The organism is Thermoplasmata archaeon (assembly GCA_035622275.1).
GTDB lineage: Archaea > Thermoplasmatota > Thermoplasmata > Lutacidiplasmatales > UBA184 > Lutacidiplasma.
On sequence record DASPVQ010000015.1, the window covers coordinates 68,801 to 85,692 of the forward strand.

General features: G+C 72.3%; 18 protein-coding genes and 1 tRNA gene. 10 read left to right on the plus strand and 9 right to left on the minus strand.

Annotated features, from left to right (window positions below; genetic code table 11):
* Positions 1-5: 5 nt before the first annotated feature.
* Positions 6-2,435, minus strand: a complete 2,430-nt coding sequence (locus tag VEL82_04570; protein HXW67132.1) for a tetratricopeptide repeat protein — start codon at positions 2,433-2,435, stop codon at positions 6-8.
* Between the two features lie 45 nt (positions 2,436-2,480).
* Complete coding sequence (locus VEL82_04575; protein HXW67133.1) at positions 2,481-4,052, minus strand: hypothetical protein; 1,572 nt, start codon at positions 4,050-4,052, stop codon at positions 2,481-2,483.
* A 167-nt stretch (positions 4,053-4,219) separates the two neighbouring features.
* Between VEL82_04575 and VEL82_04580 the strand changes: the two genes are divergently transcribed.
* Positions 4,220-4,495 carry a hypothetical protein gene (locus VEL82_04580; GenBank protein HXW67134.1) on the plus strand — a complete coding sequence of 92 codons (276 nt, stop codon included), beginning with the start codon at positions 4,220-4,222 and terminating at the stop codon, positions 4,493-4,495.
* On the opposite strand, the gene VEL82_04585 is transcribed toward VEL82_04580, so the two are convergent.
* Entirely contained in the window at positions 4,492-5,919 is a 1,428-nt protein-coding gene (locus tag VEL82_04585) for an aminoacyl--tRNA ligase-related protein (protein HXW67135.1), read from the minus strand. The genes VEL82_04580 and VEL82_04585 overlap by 4 nt on opposite strands.
* Before the next feature lie 121 nt (positions 5,920-6,040).
* Between VEL82_04585 and VEL82_04590 the strand changes: the two genes are divergently transcribed.
* Positions 6,041-7,135, plus strand: a complete 1,095-nt coding sequence (locus VEL82_04590) for a DUF373 family protein (protein HXW67136.1) — start codon at positions 6,041-6,043, stop codon at positions 7,133-7,135.
* Here VEL82_04590 and VEL82_04595 read toward each other — a convergent pair.
* From VEL82_04595 to VEL82_04610, 4 genes are read right to left on the minus strand one after another with little or no spacing between them, the layout of a single operon-like run.
* The gene (locus VEL82_04595; GenBank protein ID HXW67137.1) at positions 7,132-7,797 is read right to left on the minus strand and encodes a phosphoribosyltransferase; all 666 of its coding nucleotides are present in this window, start codon (positions 7,795-7,797) and stop codon (positions 7,132-7,134) included. The two genes, VEL82_04590 and VEL82_04595, sit on opposite strands and share 4 nt — an antisense overlap.
* Before the next feature lie 22 nt (positions 7,798-7,819).
* The gene (locus VEL82_04600) at positions 7,820-9,079 is read right to left on the minus strand and encodes a Glu/Leu/Phe/Val dehydrogenase (protein HXW67138.1); all 1,260 of its coding nucleotides are present in this window, start codon (positions 9,077-9,079) and stop codon (positions 7,820-7,822) included.
* A 42-nt stretch (positions 9,080-9,121) separates the two neighbouring features.
* On the minus strand, positions 9,122-10,183 hold the full coding sequence (gene thiL, locus VEL82_04605) for a thiamine-phosphate kinase (protein HXW67139.1): 1,062 nt from the start codon (positions 10,181-10,183) through the stop codon (positions 9,122-9,124).
* Positions 10,184-10,189: 6 nt separating this feature from the next.
* A complete protein-coding gene (locus tag VEL82_04610) occupies positions 10,190-11,377 on the minus strand; it encodes an acyl-CoA dehydrogenase family protein (protein ID HXW67140.1) in 1,188 nt (395 codons plus the stop codon).
* A gap of 112 nt (positions 11,378-11,489) precedes the next feature.
* Between VEL82_04610 and VEL82_04615 the strand changes: the two genes are divergently transcribed.
* On the plus strand, positions 11,490-12,515 hold the full coding sequence (locus VEL82_04615; GenBank protein ID HXW67141.1) for a type II glyceraldehyde-3-phosphate dehydrogenase: 1,026 nt from the start codon (positions 11,490-11,492) through the stop codon (positions 12,513-12,515).
* A gap of 28 nt (positions 12,516-12,543) precedes the next feature.
* Here VEL82_04615 and VEL82_04620 read toward each other — a convergent pair whose 3' ends face one another.
* Positions 12,544-12,858 (minus strand): hypothetical protein, encoded by a 315-nt coding sequence (locus tag VEL82_04620; GenBank protein ID HXW67142.1) that lies wholly within the window; start codon positions 12,856-12,858, stop codon positions 12,544-12,546.
* Between the two features lie 243 nt (positions 12,859-13,101).
* Here VEL82_04620 and VEL82_04625 point away from each other — a divergent pair, with 243 nt between their 5' ends.
* Genes VEL82_04625 through VEL82_04645 form a run of 5 tightly spaced genes read left to right on the plus strand, consistent with a single transcriptional unit; the run spans position 13,102 to position 15,055 of the window.
* Positions 13,102-13,755, plus strand: a complete 654-nt coding sequence (locus VEL82_04625; GenBank protein HXW67143.1) for a DNA-directed RNA polymerase — start codon at positions 13,102-13,104, stop codon at positions 13,753-13,755.
* Positions 13,752-13,937, plus strand: coding sequence for a transcription elongation factor subunit Spt4 (gene spt4, locus VEL82_04630; GenBank protein ID HXW67144.1), 186 nt, complete (start codon positions 13,752-13,754; stop codon positions 13,935-13,937). The genes VEL82_04625 and spt4 overlap by 4 nt, the downstream gene beginning before the upstream one ends.
* Positions 13,903-14,460 carry a DUF359 domain-containing protein gene (locus tag VEL82_04635; GenBank protein ID HXW67145.1) on the plus strand — a complete coding sequence of 186 codons (558 nt, stop codon included), beginning with the start codon at positions 13,903-13,905 and terminating at the stop codon, positions 14,458-14,460. Before spt4 ends, VEL82_04635 begins: the two co-directional genes overlap by 35 nt.
* A complete protein-coding gene (gene rps24e, locus VEL82_04640) occupies positions 14,450-14,857 on the plus strand; it encodes a 30S ribosomal protein S24e (GenBank protein HXW67146.1) in 408 nt (135 codons plus the stop codon). Before VEL82_04635 ends, rps24e begins: the two co-directional genes overlap by 11 nt.
* Before the next feature lie 6 nt (positions 14,858-14,863).
* Positions 14,864-15,055: a 30S ribosomal protein S27ae gene (locus tag VEL82_04645; protein ID HXW67147.1), complete on the plus strand. Its 192-nt coding sequence runs from the start codon at positions 14,864-14,866 to the stop codon at positions 15,053-15,055.
* 27 nt (positions 15,056-15,082) lie between these two features.
* Here the strand turns inward: VEL82_04645 and VEL82_04650 are convergent, their stop codons facing one another.
* Positions 15,083-16,174: an aminopeptidase gene (locus tag VEL82_04650; GenBank protein ID HXW67148.1), complete on the minus strand. Its 1,092-nt coding sequence runs from the start codon at positions 16,172-16,174 to the stop codon at positions 15,083-15,085.
* 149 nt (positions 16,175-16,323) lie between these two features.
* Here VEL82_04650 and VEL82_04655 point away from each other — a divergent pair.
* Both VEL82_04655 and VEL82_04660 read left to right on the plus strand, forming a co-directional pair.
* Positions 16,324-16,415: transfer RNA gene (locus VEL82_04655), tRNA-Arg, on the plus strand.
* A 254-nt stretch (positions 16,416-16,669) separates the two neighbouring features.
* Positions 16,670-16,892, plus strand: a 223-nt coding sequence (locus tag VEL82_04660; protein ID HXW67149.1) for a hypothetical protein, incomplete at its 3' end; no start/stop codon positions are given.

A 16,892-nucleotide genomic window follows, 5' to 3' on the forward strand; every position in this document is an offset into this window, starting at 1 on the left:
CCGCCTTAAGCGGACGGGTCGGGCGAGCGCGAGAGCTCCACGTCGAGCCGGGCGACCCGTCCGGCGAGGTCGCTGCGCTGGCGGTCGACGCCGCTCGCGCGGGCGGCGGCGAGATGGGCCCGGGCGCTCGCGTCGTCGCCGCGGGCGTGGTCGAGGTGCGCGAGGCGGAACAGCATCTCGCCGACGTCCGGCTCTGCGCCGAGCTCGCGCGCCTGGCGGAGCGCGTCCTCGAAGTAGCGCTGCGCGCGGTCCCAGTCCCGCTCCGCCTCCGCGAGCAGGCCGTGGACGAGCGCGATCTGCTCGGGAGCAAGGCGGTCGCCGAGCGGCAGCAGCAGGCTCTCCGCGCGCTCGAGGGCCGGGCGGGCCCGGTCCGGCTGGCCGAGCTCCGCGCGCATCTGGGCGAGGTTGAGGTAGCAGTAGCCGATCCAGATCGGCGACTTGGAGCGCTCGGCGGCCTCGATCGCGCGGTCGAGGCCCTCGAGCGCTTCCTCCGAACGGCCGGTCGAGTAGAGGAGGACGGCACGGTTCATCAGCACGCGCGCCCGCGCGCTCAGGTCCTGGCCGCTCCCGAAGAGCTCCGCGGCCCGTTCGTACATCGTGAGCGCCTCGCCGAAGCGCTCGGTCTCCCCGAGCAGCAGCGCGTTTGCCACGTCGATCAGGGCGTGGCCCTGCTCGATCGACGTTCCTTCGCGCTCGGCGAGTTCGAGCGCGAGCCGAAGGTGCTCCTCGGCCGGGGCGATCTGACCGAGCCGCCAGTTGACGATGCCCAAGACCCGGTGCGCGGTCATCAGCTCGCGGGGCGAGCCGCGGGCCTCGAGCCGGCCGTACGCCTCGCGTGCCAGCGCCTCGGCGCTCGCGAACTCGCTCTGGTCCTGACGCGTCTGGGCGAGCGCCAGCAGGACCCGCCCGAGCTCCGCGTCCAGCTCGGGCGAGCGCCGCGCGAGCGCCACGGCCTCGCTGAGCGCCGTTTCCGACCGGCGCAGATCGCCGAGCTCGTCGAAGGCGCGCCCGAGCTCGGTGAGCAGATGGACCTCGCGCGCAAGGGCGCGGTCGGGCCGCCGGCGCTCCGCCTCGAGCGCCCGCTCCAGGTACGGCACCGCGCTCTCGAAGGCGAAGGCCCGCATCGCGCTCACGGCCGCGCGGGCGTTGTACTCGGCGGCCTTCGCGTCGTCCCGGCCGAGGTAGAACTGCCGGGCGAGCTCGAAGTCGGTCGCCAGGTGTCGTTCCTCGAGCGCGCGCGCCACGCGCCGGTGCAGGATCCGCCGTCGCGTCTGGGTCAGCTCGGCGTAGACGCCCGCCCGCAGGCCTTCGGTCGTGAACTCGAGGGTCTCGGCGTCGCGCTCGCGCAGCTCGCCGTCCTGCACGAGCCGGTCGACGACCTCGGTCAGCCGCTCCTCGTCCATCTCGCCGATCGCCTGCAGGGTCCCGATCGCGAACTCGCGGCCGAGCAGGCTCGCGTAGGTGAGCGTCCGCCGCTCCACCTCGCTCAGGCGCCGCGCCCGGGCGAGCAGGAGCTGATTGAGGTCCGCCGAGCCGTCGGTCGGCGTCGCGGGCGCGCGCGCGCCGAGGCCCGAGGAGGAGCGCACGAGCTGCTCGACGAACAGGGGGTTCCCCTCCGTCTGGGCGTGCCAGCGCAGCACGTCCGCCGGGTCGGGCGCGAGCCCGCGCCGGACCCAGCGCGCGAACTCGGCGACGTCGGCGGTGGAGAGCCGACCGAGCGGCACGGTCCGCACGACGCTGGAGCGGGTGAGCGACTCGAGCGCCTCGCGCACCTGGCTCGGGATGCGGCTGCCGGCCGCGACGGTCGCCACCAGGGCGATGCGCCGGTCGGAGATCGTCGCGACGAAGCGCGCGAGGAACTCGAGCGAGGATGGGTCGGCGAAGTGCAGGTCGTCGATGGCGAGCAGCAGGGGTTCGTCCCGCGCGAGATCGGTGAGGTACTGGGTGATGCGCGCGAACAGTTCGTTCCGGCTGGTCCCGAGCCACTCGCCCGGGCTGTCGAGGGGAGCGAGGACCGCATCGAGCCCCTCGGCCTCGGTCGCGGGCTCCCCGGCCTCGACCGATCCATACGGCGCGCTGGCGCCGTTCGTGCCGTACGGCACCAGGAAGATCGGGAGGACCGGGTCCGCGGCGCCCGCGCTGTGCTCCGCGCTCGGGGCGAGCGGGCGCACCAGGTCGCGCACGAGCGAGAACGGCTGCGGGATCTCCTCGGGGAGCGCGCGGCCGGTCAACGAGCGGAACCCGTGCTCGCGGGCGCGCGCGACGCTCGCCCGGACGAAGAGGCTCTTCCCCGCGCCGTCGTCCCCCGAGATGAGCAGCGCGTCGCCGGCGCCGGAGCGGGCCCGCTCGAGCGTCCGGTCGATCTCGGCGAGCACGTCGGACCGGCCGAAGATGGGAGGCACCGCGCCTGCGCGCAGGCTCCCGGCGCCCGGCATCGGGGGGAAAAGACGGTGGACCGGGTAGATAACCCAATCCCGCCGCTACTCGTCCGACCCCGGCGTCGGTTCGTCCCGGCGCGCGGGCGCGAGGCGCTCGAGCTGGGCCGCAAGATCGTCGTACGTGGCGGCGAGCTGCGGGCGCATCTCGCGGACCTTCAAGTTCGCCGCCGCCCGCAGGGCGGTGCGCGCGCCATCGAGGTTCCGGGTCTTGAGGCGCAGGCGGGCGAGGAAGAGCTGGACCTCTGACTCGTCGGCCGGCAGCCGGTAGCGTCGGCACATGTCGAGGGCCTGGAGGTAGGCGCGCTCGGCGTCGTCCCACTGGCCCTGTTTCTCGGCGATCAGGCCGCGATTGACCTCGACCTGCTCCAGCCCGAGGCCGTCCGTGAGCCGCTCGAGGGTCCGGCCGGCCTGCTCGTTGTCGCGGCTCGCCTCCTCCAGCTGGCCGAGGGCGAGCCGCAGCTCGACCCCGGAGAGGAGCGCTCGGCCCGTCGCGCGCCCGTCGTGGGCCCGCTCCCCGAGGTCCCGCGCGCGGGCGAGGTAGTCGAGCCCGTCCTGCGGGTGCGCCTCTCCGGTGAGGACGCCGAGGTTGTGGTAGGCCCGGGACAGCTCGACCCAGTCCCCGACGGAGGTGAGGCGCTGGATCGCCCGCTCGTACCAGCTGACGGCCTCCGCCCGAACCTCGGGGCCGAGGAGCGCGAAGGAGTTGCCGATGTCGATCGCGAGCCGGCCGAGGAGGCGATCGTCGTGCGTGTCGCCGAGAGCGTCCAGCGCGCGCATGCCCTCGTCGAGGGCCTCGCGGTAAGCCCCGCGCTGGAAGGAGATGCGCGCGATGAGGCGGTAGGTCTGGGCCCGGCCGAGCGCGTCGCCGCTCGCGTCGAACAGCCGCTGGGCCTCGAGGGCGGCGCGCTTCGCGCCGTCGAGGTCGAGGTTCTCGCGCGCGATCTCGCCGCGCGCGAGCAGCAGCGAGGCCCGGATCCGCGGCTCGTCCGCGCCTAGGCGCTCGAGCGCGCGCGAGTAGTGGCGGTCGGCCTCCGCGAACCGGCCGAAGGAGTAATAGAGCTCCCCGAGCGCCGAGTCGATCTCGGCGAGATCGCGCCGACGGTCGCCCGGCATCGACTCGAGATCGACCAGGACGCGTTCGAGGTAGAGCGCGGCCGCCTCGGGGTCCTCGGACGATCGGGCGTCGTCCGAGGCCCGGCGGTTGTAGGCGCGGGACTTCTCGGGCACCTTCCCGAGGAAGAAGTGCCGGCCCAGCTCGGCGACCACCGCGAGCGGCGGGTCCGGATAGACCTTCTCCATCGCCTCCGCGATCTTGCGGTGGAGGACCCGCAGGCGGCTCTCCGTCAAGGACCGGTAGATCCGGGCGCGGAACGCCTCCTCGGCGAAGCCGAAGCGGTCGCCACCCGCCCGCTCCTGGAGGATCCCCCGGTGGACGAGCTCCTCGAGCGCTTCGGCGAGCGCCTCCTCCTCGACCCCCATCGCTCCGACGAGGAGCGGGAAGTCGAACTCCGAGCCGATCGCGCTGGCGTAGGCGAGGATCCGGAGCTGCTCGCCCGAGAGTCGCTCGAGCCCCGGCATCTCGTCGGCCGGCTCGACGACGCCGGGCTCGGGCATCGAGCCCGTTCTAGTCCCGGCCACGGGTTAAAGGTGCGCCCGGAGCGCCGCGCCGGTCGCCGTCCGGACCGGACGCCCCGGCCCGGAGCGCCGGCGGCGGGGCTCCGCCGCGCGTCCGCGTCGGCGCCGCAAGGGTTATCTAACGCACCCCGGGTCGACCGGCCGCGATGGCGCAGGCGAGCACGTCCCCGGCGACATCGAGCGAGCCGGTGCGCTTCCGGGAGCTGCCGCTCCCGCGGAAGATCTCGTTCTGGGGATTCGCCGGTCTCGTGGTCTGCGCGGTCGCCTTCTACGTCTGGTGGGGGACCTTCTACGGCGTCTGGATCGACAACGGCGTCTACGCCGTGGTGATCACGCTCCTGCTCTTCGGGCTTGCGGGGATGTGGCTCGTCCTGCCGAACCCGCCGGTGACCGCGCCGCCCGAGACCGGCTCGCGCCACTAGAGCGGACGCGCCGCGATCGCCCACTGCGCGCCGTCCGACCGACCGCACGCGATGCAGCCGGTGACCGGAGGGACCGGGAACGGTAGCGGGTCCTCCGGCGTCCCGAGGAGGGCGCCGTCGATCGCGGTCTCGATGCGGTGGCCGCAGTCCTCCCGGCCGCACCAGCCGACCAGCCGCACCGTCGAGGAGGCCGCGAGCTCCTCCAGCGAGCGGGCGACGGAGAAGGCCGCGGCGAACGCGCGCTGCGCGCGCTCGATGAGCGCGCGGTCGAACTCCCGCAGCCGGTCGTCGACCTCGTGCTCGAGGCGATCGAGCGCGACCGGGGCCTTGTGGCCCAGCCGGTCCGCCGCGCTCAGCGCGCGATTCTCCACCTCTCGGCGACCGACCTCGAGGCGCAGCGGCGTGCCGGCGGTCTCCCAGCGGTAGTACTTCGCGCCCGGGCGCTCGTCGCCGTCGTCGAGGTGGACCCGCCGGCCGTGGCGACGCAGGCGCTCGGCGACCTCCGTCGCGACGCGCCGTGGGGCCTCCCCCGCGTCGGGGCCGGGGATCGGAATGACGACGACCTCGTATGGGGCGAGCGCCGTCGGGAACACCGCGCCCTTGCGGTCGCCGTGGACCGCGAGCGCGGCGCCGAGCAGGCGCTCGGAGAGGCCGAAGGTCGTCTGATGCACGTAGCGCTGGCTGCCGTCCGCGGCCTCGTAGCGGATCCCGTAGGGACGGGCGAAGTTCTCCCGGTAGTGGTGGATGCTCCCGATCTGCAGCGTGCGGGCCGCCCCGACCGGGATGTCGAGCGCGATCGAATAGAACGCACCGGGGAACTTGTCCCAATCCGGGCGGCGGACGGCGAGGTACGGGAGCGCGAGGGCGCTCGCCATGGCCCGGAACGCCTGCCGGTTCGACCGGACCCGCTCGGCGGCATGCTCCTCGTTCGCCTGACAGGTGTGCTCCTCGAAGAAGTGGATCTCCCGCACGCGCAGGAACGGTCGTGTCGTCTTCGTCTCGTAGCGGAACGTGTTCACGATCTGGTAGACGTTGAGCGGCAGGTCGCGGTGCGAGCGTACCCAGAGGGCGAAGACCGGGTACATCGCGGTCTCGCTGGTCGGGCGCAGCACGAGCGGGATGTCGAGCGGGCTCGTCCCGCCCTTCGTGACCCAGTAGACCTGCGCGTCGAACCCCTTGATGTGCTCGGCCTCCTTCGCGAACTCGGTCGAGGGGATGAGCGCGGGGAACTCGACGGCGACCGAGCCGGTCGCCTCGATCTCGCGGATCAGGACCGCGTCGAGATTCCGGCGGGCCCGCATCCCGTCCGGCGTCCAGACATTGAGGCCCTTGACGGGGTAGCGCTTGTCGGTAAGGTTCGCGGCCTCCACGACCGCGAGGTACCAGTCGATGAACGCCGCCGTCTTGTCCGGGAGCTCGACCATCGGCCGGTCCGGAGGGAGGGGCGGAGCGTATTAGCCTGCGGGCCGGCCGCCGGCGGTCGCGGGCGCTCGGCGGGGCTCGAGAGAGAGGATTAAGCCTTCCGGAGGGCATACTTCGCGGGCCATGCGCCTCGTCGTCTGCATCGACCGTGACGACGACCTCGGCCGCAAGGCCTCGGTCGCCGGGCCCGTCGTCGGTCGCGCCGCGGTCCTCGACGCGGCCGTCCGTCTCGGCACGGCCGACCCCGAGGACTCCGACACCAACGCCCTGTTCGCGGCCGTGAGCCTGCTCGACGAGCTCCGCGGCGCGGGCGAGGAGTGCGAGGTCTGCGTCCTCACCGGCGCCGGCAAGGTCGGGGTGCTCTCGGACCGCCGGGTCGCCGCGCAGTTCGACGACGTGCTCGGTCGCGTGGGGGCCGACAGCGCGTTCCTCGTGAGCGACGGGGCGGAGGACGAGTTCCTGTTCCCGATCCTGGCCTCGCGCGTCAAGGTCGACGGCGTCCGCCGCGTCTACGTCCGCCAGAACGCGAGCATCGAGTCGACCTACTACACGGTCGTGCGCGCGCTCAAGGACCCGAAGCTGCGGGCCAAGACGGTCCTGCCGCTCGCGCTCGTCCTGCTGATCCTCGGCGTCGCGGCCGCGAGCGGCGTCCTCCTCTGGGGCGTCATCGGTCTCGCGATCGTCCTCGGCGTCTACCTCATCTTCTGGACGTTCGACGTGGACGAGGCGCTCATCGAGTCGATCCAGGGCGCCTCGACCGACATCCGGCAGGGTTCGGTCGCCTTCGGCTTCGGCCTGTTCGCGATCGCCCTCGTGGGGGTCGGGTTCCTCTCGGGCTACGATAGCTACGCGGGGAGCGCGGGCTCGCCGCTCGAGCGCGTCCTGTTCTTCCTGCAGTCCGGCGTCTTCTGGTGGATCCTCGGCGCGCTCGTCTGGGAGTCCGGCCGCGCGATCCGCCGGACGCTCTCGCGGGGCCGCTTCCCGCGCTCGTTCGTGGTCGCGACGACCTCGATCGTCGGGATCGGCCTCGTCAGCTACGGGATCGTCTACCTCGTCCGGTATCTGCAGGGCGCGCTCGGCCCGGGCCAGCTACCGGTGCTGCTCGCGCTCCTGCTCGCCGGCTTCGGCCTCGTGATCGGGGCCGGCGCGCTGCAGCAGTACTTGAAGGCCCTCGCCGCCCGCGCGGTCCTCGACCCGCGGAGCCAGGGCTCGGGCTAGGCCGACCGACGCCGGCGGCCGGGGGGCGCCGCGGCGCGGGCGGACGGCGTGCCGAGCGGGACCGTGCGGGCCACTTCCGCGAGATCCGCCCGCGACACCGCGAGGCCGCAACGCGCCCGCAACGTCCGCTGCACGGCCGAGAGCCCCGGCGCGATCTCCGCGGCCTTCGCCGCCAGCGTGCGGAGGTCCTCCCAGTAGTTCCAGGGAAAGACGATCCAGGCCCACGCTTGCCGGGGGATCATCTCGGCGTAGAAGTCCGGGACGAACCGGGCGTGCGAGATGTGGAGGAACGTGGCGCTCGCGAGCGTCCTCGGTCCCTGCGCCCGAACGTGATCGACGGCGAGCCGGAGGCTCTCGCCGGTGTCGGTGATGTCGTCCACGACGAGCACACCCTGGTCCCGGACCGGGCCGCTGAGGCCCTCGGTGAGCTCGGCCGCGCCGGTCGGCGTCGCGGTGATGCCCCAGTGCTGGGCGCGCAGGGAGACCATCCGCGTCACGCCGAGCCGATCGCAGAGGAGGCGGGCGGGCACCCAGCCGCCGCGGGTGAGCCCGACGATCGTCTCGGGGATCGCCGCGCGCGCGCGGATCGCTTCCGCGACGCGGTCCGCCCAGCGATCGACATCGGCCCACGTCGCCCGCCGGCAGCGCGGGAGCTCCGCCATTTTCGGGGAGAGCCCGGCGGGTCTACGGGTAGATCCCGCGGATCTGGATCGCGTCGACGACCCGCTGGATCGCGAGGACGTAGGCCGCGGTTCGGTTGTGCACCTTGCGCTCGATGCCGACCTTGTGGACGTCCTGGTAGGAGCGCACCATCACCTGCTCGAGCCGCCGGTTGACCTCCTCGAGCGGCCAGTAGTAACCCTGGATGTCCTGCGCCCACTCGAAGTAGCTGACGGTGACCCCGCCGGCGTTGGCGAGGACGTCGGGGAGCACGGTGACCTTGCGCTGGAACAGGATCTCGTCGGCCTCGGGGAGCGTCGGCCCGTTGGCGGCCTCCGCGACGAGCTTCGCCTGGATCTTATCGGCGTTCTTCCGGGAGATCTGGTTCTCGAGCGCGGCCGGTACGAGGATTTCCGCCTTCGCCTCGAGGAGCTCGTCGTTCGAGATCGCCTTGGTGCCCGGGAACCCGACCACCGAGCCGGTCTTCATCTTGTGCGCTTCGACCGCGTGCGGGTTGAGCCCGTCGGCCTTGTAGATGCCCCCGCGCGAGTCGGAGACCGCGACGATCTTCGCCCCCTGGTCGTCGTAGAGGAGCTTGGCCGCGACGCTGCCGGCGTTCCCGAATCCCTGCACGGCGACCGCGGCGCCCTTGACCTTGATGCCGACGTCCTTCGCCGCCTCGCGGATGACGTAGGCGCAGCCGCGTCCGGTCGCCTCGCCGCGGCCCTCGCTGCCACCGAGGCTGATCGGCTTGCCCGTCACGACGCCGGGCACGCTGTAGCCCTTCTGCATCGAGTAGGTGTCCATGATCCAGGCCATCGTCTGGCTGTCGGTGTAGACGTCCGGCGCCGGGATGTCCATCTCGGGCCCGATGATCGGCGCGATCTCGCTCGCGTAGCGACGCGTCAGGCGTTCGAGCTCGGTCTTGCTGAGATGCTTCGGATCGCAGACGACCCCGCCCTTCGCCCCGCCGTAGGGGATGTTGACGACCGCGCACTTCCAGGTCATCCACGCGGCGAGCGCCCGGACCTCGTCGAGCGTCACCTGGGGGTGGTAGCGGATCCCGCCCTTCGTCGGGCCGCGCGCCATGTTGTACTGGACGCGGTAGCCCGTGTAGATCCGATAGGAGCCGTCGTCCATCCGGACGGGGAAGTTCACGGTCAGCTCGCGCTTGGGGTGCTTGAGACCCTCGCGGATGCCGGGCTCGAGCCCGATCAGATCCGCGACGATGTCGACCTGCTGTTTCGCTGTCTCAAACGGATTGACGCTGGAAGTACTCGCCATGGTACGGCTCCCCCGACGGGGCACGGCGGGACCCGGGAGCGCCTACTTGAGGGTAGCGTGGACCCTGTCACGGCGCGACACGGCGGGGACCCGACGGCGCGCGCCGGAGTGCCGGCCCGGACCGCCGAACGGCTGCCAGCCCGCGGGGGGCATCGGAATCCGACCGTCCGGGGTGACGAGCCAAGCGCCCCGGCCCCGATCGACCCGGCCGATCCGCGACAGGGCACCACCGACCCGCTGGACGGCACGCTCCGCCGCGGCGAGGCGGGCCGGCGGGACGGTCGCGAGCAGCTCGTAGTCGCCGCCGAAGAACGCGAGGGCCCGGCGCTCTCGCGTCCCGCGCGCGGCGCGCCCGAGGCCGCGGGCGAACGGGAGCGACGCCTCGCGGATCGAGAGGCGGACGCCGCTCGCCGCCGCGACGAGCCGCGCCGACTCGGCGAGCCCGTCCGACGTGTCGATCATCGCGTGGGCGAACGGCGCGAGGGCGACGCCCTCGCGCACGCGAGGGCGGACCGCGACCAGGGCGGCGGCCGCCGCCGCGGAATCCGGTCCCTCGGCGCGCAGGCGAGCCGCAGCGAGCCCGCCCCGGCCCACGGTGCCCGTCGTCACGACCAGATCGCCGGCACGGGCACCCGAACGCGGCGCGAGGCGGCCCGCGCTCGCCCAGCCGAACACGGTGCTCGCGACCGCGCGGACCGGGCCGGGCTTGGTGTCGCCGCCGATCACGTGAGCGCCGAACCCTGCCCCCAGCCGCTCGGCGCCGCGGACCACGCCCTCGGCCCACCGCTGCGGCGTCCCGGCCGGGAGGATCAGCCCCAATAGGATGCCGGCGGGCCGGGCGCCCTTCGAGGCGACGTCCGACAGGCTGACCGCGGCGGCTGCCGCGCCGAGCTCGCTCGCCTCGGTGCGCGGCAGGAAGTGGACGCCTTCGACCAGCGAGTCCGTCGAGATCACCGTGACCGAGCCCGGGGGCGGGCGCATCGCCGCAGCGTCGTCGCCGAGCGGCAGGAGTCCGAGGTGTCCCGCGGGAAGCAGCCGGGCGAGGCGCTCGTGGAACGCCCGTTCCCGGACCGGTGCCGAAGAGGAAGGAACGGTCCGGGGCATCGCCCCTCACTTGTACGGGACGAACTCCTTGCCGAGGAGCTCCCGCCCGAGAATGAGACGCATCACGTTGAGGCCGCCTTCGGCGCCGACGAGGTAGGACATGATGCCGCGTAGACCGAGCTCGAGGCCGACGTCCTTGGTGTAGCCGGCGGCGCCGAACCACATCATCACTCGCTTGACGCACTCGAAGGCGATCGGCGGCGCGGTGAGCTTCACGCTCGCGACCGCGCGATCGACCTCCGAGCGATGGGACATGTCGCCGCGGAGCGAGTAGGTATCGAGCAGCCAGGCCGCGCGGCGGCACTGCCACTTCACCGCCTCGACCTGCGTCCACAGGTCCACGAGCTCGAACTGGATGCCCTCGAACTTGCCGAGCGGGCGCCCGAAGACCTGGCGCTCGCGGATATAGTTCATGCCGGTCTCCAGCGCGCGCTCGGCGGCGCCGACGCACGCGGCGCTGACGAACGTGCGGGCGACGGAGAAGCCCTCCATCGCGCGCTCGAAGCCCTTGCCTTCCTCCCCGACGAGGTGGTGCGCGGGCACCGCCACGTCGCGGTAGCTGAGAGCCCCCGTGGAGATCCCCATCCGTCCCATGTTCTCGAAGCGCTGGGTCGAGACGCCGTCCGTGCGCGTCGGCACGTAGAGGAAATCGAAGCCGGTGTCGGCCCGCGCGAGGGTCAGGTGGCCCCCGCCCATCCGCTTCGCCTCCTCGACGCCCGAGACGAACGCCTTCTCGCCGTTGAGCACGAACCCTTCGCCCGCGCGTCGCGCGGTCGTGCGGAGATGGGCGAGATCGCTGCCCCCGGTCGGCTCGGTCGTCGCGATGCCGAGGAACGCGCGTCCGGAGCAGACCGCCGGCAGCACCTCGCGCTTCGTCGCTTCCGAGCCGTGTCGGGCGAGTACGTGACCCCAGCCCGCCTCGAGGAGGAAGAACACCGCGGTCGCCATGGACGAGTCGCCCCGCCCGATCTCCTCGGCCGCGAGCTCGGTGAGTACCGCCGACGCGCCCATGCCTCCGTAGTCCGCCGGTACGGGCATGGCGAGGAGCCCGAGTTCCGCCATCTGTTGGAGCACGTCGTTGGGGATCCGCCCGCCCGCGTCGATCTCGCGCTCGCGCGGCCGCAGCACGCGGTCGCCGAAGCGGCGCACCGCGCTCTGGAACGCCTCCTCCTCGTCGCTGAGCCGGAAGTCCATCGGTCGGCGCGCGGGACGCGCGACCCGGGACTAAAGGGTATCCGACCGCCGCGCGGGGTGCCCGAACGCCTTTAACTCCCGCCCCGCTCGCGCCGATCGTCGGGAGGCGACGGTGCGGGTCCGGGTCGCGATCAACGGTTACGGCACGATCGGCAAGCGGGTCGCGGACGCGGTGGCCCGGCAACCGGACATGGAGCTGGTCGGCGTGACCAAGACCCGTCCCAGCTTCGAGGCGCGACGCGCCGCGGAGAAGGGCTACGCCCTCTACCTCGCGGGCGCCGGCGACTCTGCCGCCTTCGAACGCGCCGGCCTGAAGGTCGCCGGCACGCTGCGCGACCTGCTCGCCCGGGCGGACGTCGTGGTCGACGCCTCACCGGACAAGGTCGGTCGCGAGAACCGGGCCCTCTACGAGGCGGCGGGGGTCCGTGCGGTGTACCAAGGCGGGGAAGCCGCGGACGTGGCCGAGGCCTCGTTCAGCTCCTCGGGGAACTTCGACGCCTGTCGAGGGAAGACGAGCCTGCGCGTCGTCTCGTGCAACACGACCGGCATCGCTCGCGCCGCGGCCGTCCTCCGCGGGAACTGGGGCGTCGACCACTGGGAGGTCACCCTCATCCGACGCGCCGCCGACCCGGCGGAGTCCAAGCGCGGGCCGCTCAACGGCATCGTGCCGACGCTGCACCTCCCGTCGCACCACGGGCCCGATGTCCGGACCATCTTCCCCGACCTCGTCATCGCCACCAGCGCCGTCGTCGTGCCGACGACCCTGATGCACGTGCACGTCAACCATGTCCGGCTCCGTCGGCCGCCGGTGGACGCCGCGGAGGTGATCGCCGCGTTCCGTCGGACCCCGCGGTTCCTCCTGTTCGCCCCGTGGGAGCGCGTCGAGGGCACCCCCCAGGTCATGGAATACGCCCGCGATCGCGGCATCGGGTTCAACGACATGATGGAGAACGTGCTGTGGGAGGAAGGCCTGCGGCTCGACGGCCGCGACGCCTACTTCTTCCAGGCGATCCACCAGGAGTCGGTGGTGGTCCCCGAGAACGTCGACGCGATCCGGGCGATCTTCGCGCTCGCGCCGGACGGGCCGAGCTCGATCGCCATCACCGACCGTGCGCTGGGCCTCGCGACCGGGAGCTGAGGTCGCGGGCGGACGAGTCCCCCGGCCCCTACCGCTGCGACGGGAGGCCCTTTGCCGGGAGCATGGCGAGCGATCGGCCGTCCTCGCGCTCGGACGGGCCCGAGCGCTGCGCGCGCGCGATGGCGAGCGCCGAGACGGCGCCCGCCGGCAGGTCCGAGCGAGCCCGGTCCCCACGCAGCGCGCGGACGAGCCGTCTGGCCAGGCTCCCGTGAGCGCCCTTCTCGGACGGGATCGGCGCGACGTAGAGGTCGAAGTCGCCGAGCTGTTCCAGGGCCGCGTACGCGCGCACGCGGTCGGTCGAGCGCATCCTCGCCTGCAGCATCGCCGCTTCCGGTCCCATCATCTTCGTTCCCCCGGGCCTCTTTCCCCATCGACCGAGGGCGTCCGTCGGACTAGAAGCCCCCGTCCCCTGGGTTCCGAGAAACGGCCCGCCGGCGGCGTCCCCGACCGTTTTCGACAGCGTTCGTGGCGAAACCGGTCACCGACGCGCGGACGCCCGGGGCGATGCCGGAGCGCCCGCCGGCCGAGGTGGTGGCGCTCGGCCGACCCCAAGAATCTTATAGACGGCCCCGCTCGCGCGCGGAGCATGTACTACCTGGACGCTCGTCGCGACGTCGTCCGGATCCCTCCGGAGCGCCTCGGCCCCGAGCTCTCGAGCGTGCTCACGGAGCTCGCCCAGCAGCAGTTCGAGGGCAAGCTCGTCGACGGCCAGAACCTCGCGGTGACGATCCGGGACGTCAAGCCCGTCGGCGAGGGCCACATCATCCACGGCGACGGCGGCGTCTACCAGGAGGTCGAGTACCAGGCGCTCGTCTTTCGACCGGAGATCCAGGAGGTCGTCGAGGGCTCGGTGGTCGAGATCCGCAAGTTCGGTGCGTTCGTCCGGTTCGGACCGCTCGACGGCCTCCTCCACGTCTCGCAGATCATGGACGATCGGGTGAACATCGACGAGCACAACCAGCGGCTCGTGGGGATCGAGACGAAGAAGGACCTGAGGGTCGGCTACAAGGTCCGGGCGCGCGTGGTGTCGCTCTCGCTCTCGGAGATCTCGCCGCGGGACAGCCGCATCGGGCTCACGATGCGTCAGCCGGCGCTCGGGCGCCTCGAGTGGATCCAGGAGGCGCACAAGAAGGCCGACGAGCGCTCGGGCAAGAAGGCGGCGGCGCCCGCGCCGAAGAAGGGCGCCGCGAAGGTCGAGGCGAAGGCCGAGCCGAAGTCCGCGGCCGCGGGGTCGTCATGATCAACCTGAAGGCCTGCAAGAACTGCAACACGATCACCGATCAGGCGAAGTGTCCCCGGTGCGGCGGCGAGGTCTCGCGCGAGTGGCAGGGCTACCTCATCGTGATCGACCCGGAGAAGTCGGAGATCGCGCGCAAGATGGGGATCCATGCTGCGGGCCGGTACGCGCTCCGCGTCAAGTGACGAGCGGGCCTGGGCCGTCCCGGAGTCGCTGCGCCCGACCCTCGCCGAGGAGTACGGCCCGACCTACTCCGGTGAGGCCGCGGACCGACGCATCCGATCGCTCGGGGTCTTCGGCAGCTGCGGCGATCGGGTGACGCAGCGGGCGCTCGAGCTCGGCAAGATGCCGCTCGTCGGCATCGTCGACTACAAGACCCGACGCAACGAGCCGATCGACCCGGCCGTGTTCCGTCCGATCGCCGCGCGCCGGCGGGTGCGCGTGCGCAACCCCCCCGGCGTCCTGACCGAGCGCCTGCGCTCGGCGGTCAAGGAGCTCATCCAGGCCGGCGGCGGTCTGGTCGAGGTCGACGGCGAGGAGGACCTCGGCTCGCTCGCGCTCGTCGAATCGCTCCCCGCCGGTGCCACCGTTATATACGGCATCCCGGGTGCGGGGGTCTCCTTCGTCCGCGTCGACGCGGTCGCGAAGGAACACGTTCGCCACCTGATCGCGCAAATGGAGCTGCGGAGAACCCCCCGTGGAGATTAGGATCCTCGAGGAGCGCGCGAACCCGCTCCTGAAGCGGCACGAGTACCGCTTCGAGGTCGCCCATGCCACCACGGCGACCCCGACCCGCGACTCGGTGCGGGTCGAGCTCTCCAAGGTCGTCAAGGCGCCGAAGGACCGCGTCATCATCGAGCGGATGCGCGCGCGCTTCGGCACGGCGACCGCGCGCGGGGACGCGCTCGTCTACGACAGCGTGGACGCCGCGAAGTCGATCACGCGCTCCCACATCCTGGTGCGCAACGGGCTCAAGGAGAAAGTGTCCAAGGGTCCCGCCCCGACCGCGGAGGCGCCCAAGGGCGAGGCGCCCGCCCCGGCTCCGGCCCCCGCTCCCCCCGCGGAGGCGAAGGGCGAGAAGCCCGCGAAGGACGCCGCCGGGTGATCAGCGATGGCCAAGGCGCGGATCGGCCTCTACGAGGTCTCGGGCGACTCGCTGACGCGCACGCACAAGACCTGCCCGAAGTGCGGGCCGGGGACGTTCCTCGCCGAGCACGGCGACCGCCGCTCCTGCGGACGATGCGGCTACTCGGAGTCGAAGGCGGTCCCTCCGGCCCCGAAGGGCAAGGCCTCCCGTAGCTGACCTCGCCCGGTCGACGCCCAGGACCGACTACACGCGCAGCGGGCGGCCGTCGACCTCCACGTCCGCGTCGGCGACGATCACGAAGCCGAAGAACGGGGACCGGTTCTGGCCACCGGAGAACCGATTCCCTCCGACCGATACGAGTAGTGCCCCGCGCTCCACGTCCTCGAGCTGGGGAGTGTTGTGCAGCCCGGGGTTGAGGCCGACGCCGAACATCCCGGGCCGGTCGCGGCCCGTGCCTCCCGTCCGGTACGGCGCGTCGAACAGTTCCGCCCCCGTTTCGAACGAGTGGTCGACGAGCTTTCCCTTGCGGAACCGCAGGACTCCGCCGGTCGCGATCCCCGCGTCGTAGTAGTTGGTCCGGTTGCTGACCACCGTGCCGTCGGCGACGCGCTCGTCGAGCGCGACGCGTACCGAGCCGCTCGGCAGCGTCACGAGCATGCCGAAGGGACCCGGCTTCTTCGGCACCGATCCGACGTTCACCACCGCGGGCCGGTGACGCAGCCCGAGGGTGAGGTCGGTCCCGTTCGAGTGGCGGATCCTCAGGCGCTTGCCGCGGGTCAGCGCCCGCTCGAGCGGCGCCGCCATGCGGGCCAGGCGGGTGGGGTCGACCACGCTGCCCCGGATGAGCTGGTCCATCCAGGTCGCCTCGTCGGCGCCGTAGGCACGGGCCAGGCTGGGGTACACGCGACCGAACTCGAGGCGTGCGCCCCGGACCCCGGCCTTGTGCGCGGCCTTGTACCACGGCTCGTTCCACGACAGCAGCCGATCCTGGGTCTTCTGGGGCAGCTCGGCGAACCGCTGCCGGTCGCCCGGTCCCCATAGGTGGATGTAGACGTCGGTCTCGCTAAGCGCCGCCCACTCGTGGGAGCCGACGGTGCCGAGCACCTCGACGAGCCCGTGCTCCACGCCGTCCCAGTACTCCGCCTCGTCCTCGTAGACCAGCAGGGTCTGCGCCCCGAGGCGTCGCGCCTCTCGGACGAGCGCCACGGACCAGGGAAGCGAATGGGTCCAGCCCTCGACGAGGACGCGCTCACCTCGGCGGACCTTCAGGTTCCTGGTGAGGATGGATCGCGCCGCCTGTCGTCGTCGGGCTTCGGGAACGGAGGGTTCGGCCATGCACCCCCAGACTCGCGGTACTATTTTGCCCTCGGCGGCCCCCGCGGTCGGTCGTCGCCTCGAGCCGAAGGCATCGTGCGCCGCTGAGGGCCGCGGGGGAGCCGGCAAGCACCATAAGCGCCCATGATTGGCAGCGCGTTGTCCCCAGTGGGCCCGTAGTATAGCTTGGACATCACGGAGGCCTCCGGAGCCTCAAACCCGGGTTCGAATCCCGGCGGGCCCGCGACCATTTCGTCCCAGAGCCCGTCGTGGAGGGGCCGTTAGTTCGAGGTTTCGCGGTTCTCCTCGAGAAGGTCGCCTGAGCCCACCCTTCCGGTGTTGAAGGACGTCCGAGGCGGCCGTGGGCGCTCGCCTCGGTGCCCCGACCACGCCGCCCGAGGAGGCATGCCGAGGACCACCCGATAAAGCCCGACGGGAGAGCCTGGGTGCAGGTCGGACGGCCCGGATCGGGGCCAGCAATAAGTCAATATACTTGACAGTCTATGACATTGACCAATGACGTCGCGACGCCCGAAGGGAGACCGCTACGCGACGGTGCCGCTCCCTGCCCTGCTTTACGCTACGCGAGGGACGTACACCCAGGCCGTTCACGAGGCCCAGCGGAAGATCGGCTGTGGTGACGTCCCGGCCTCCGGTCAGTTCATCTTGAACGCGATGGTGTGGAGCGGCGCTTCGCTCGAAGCGGTCGTCCGTTTCATGGGCCTCACCAAGCAGGCCG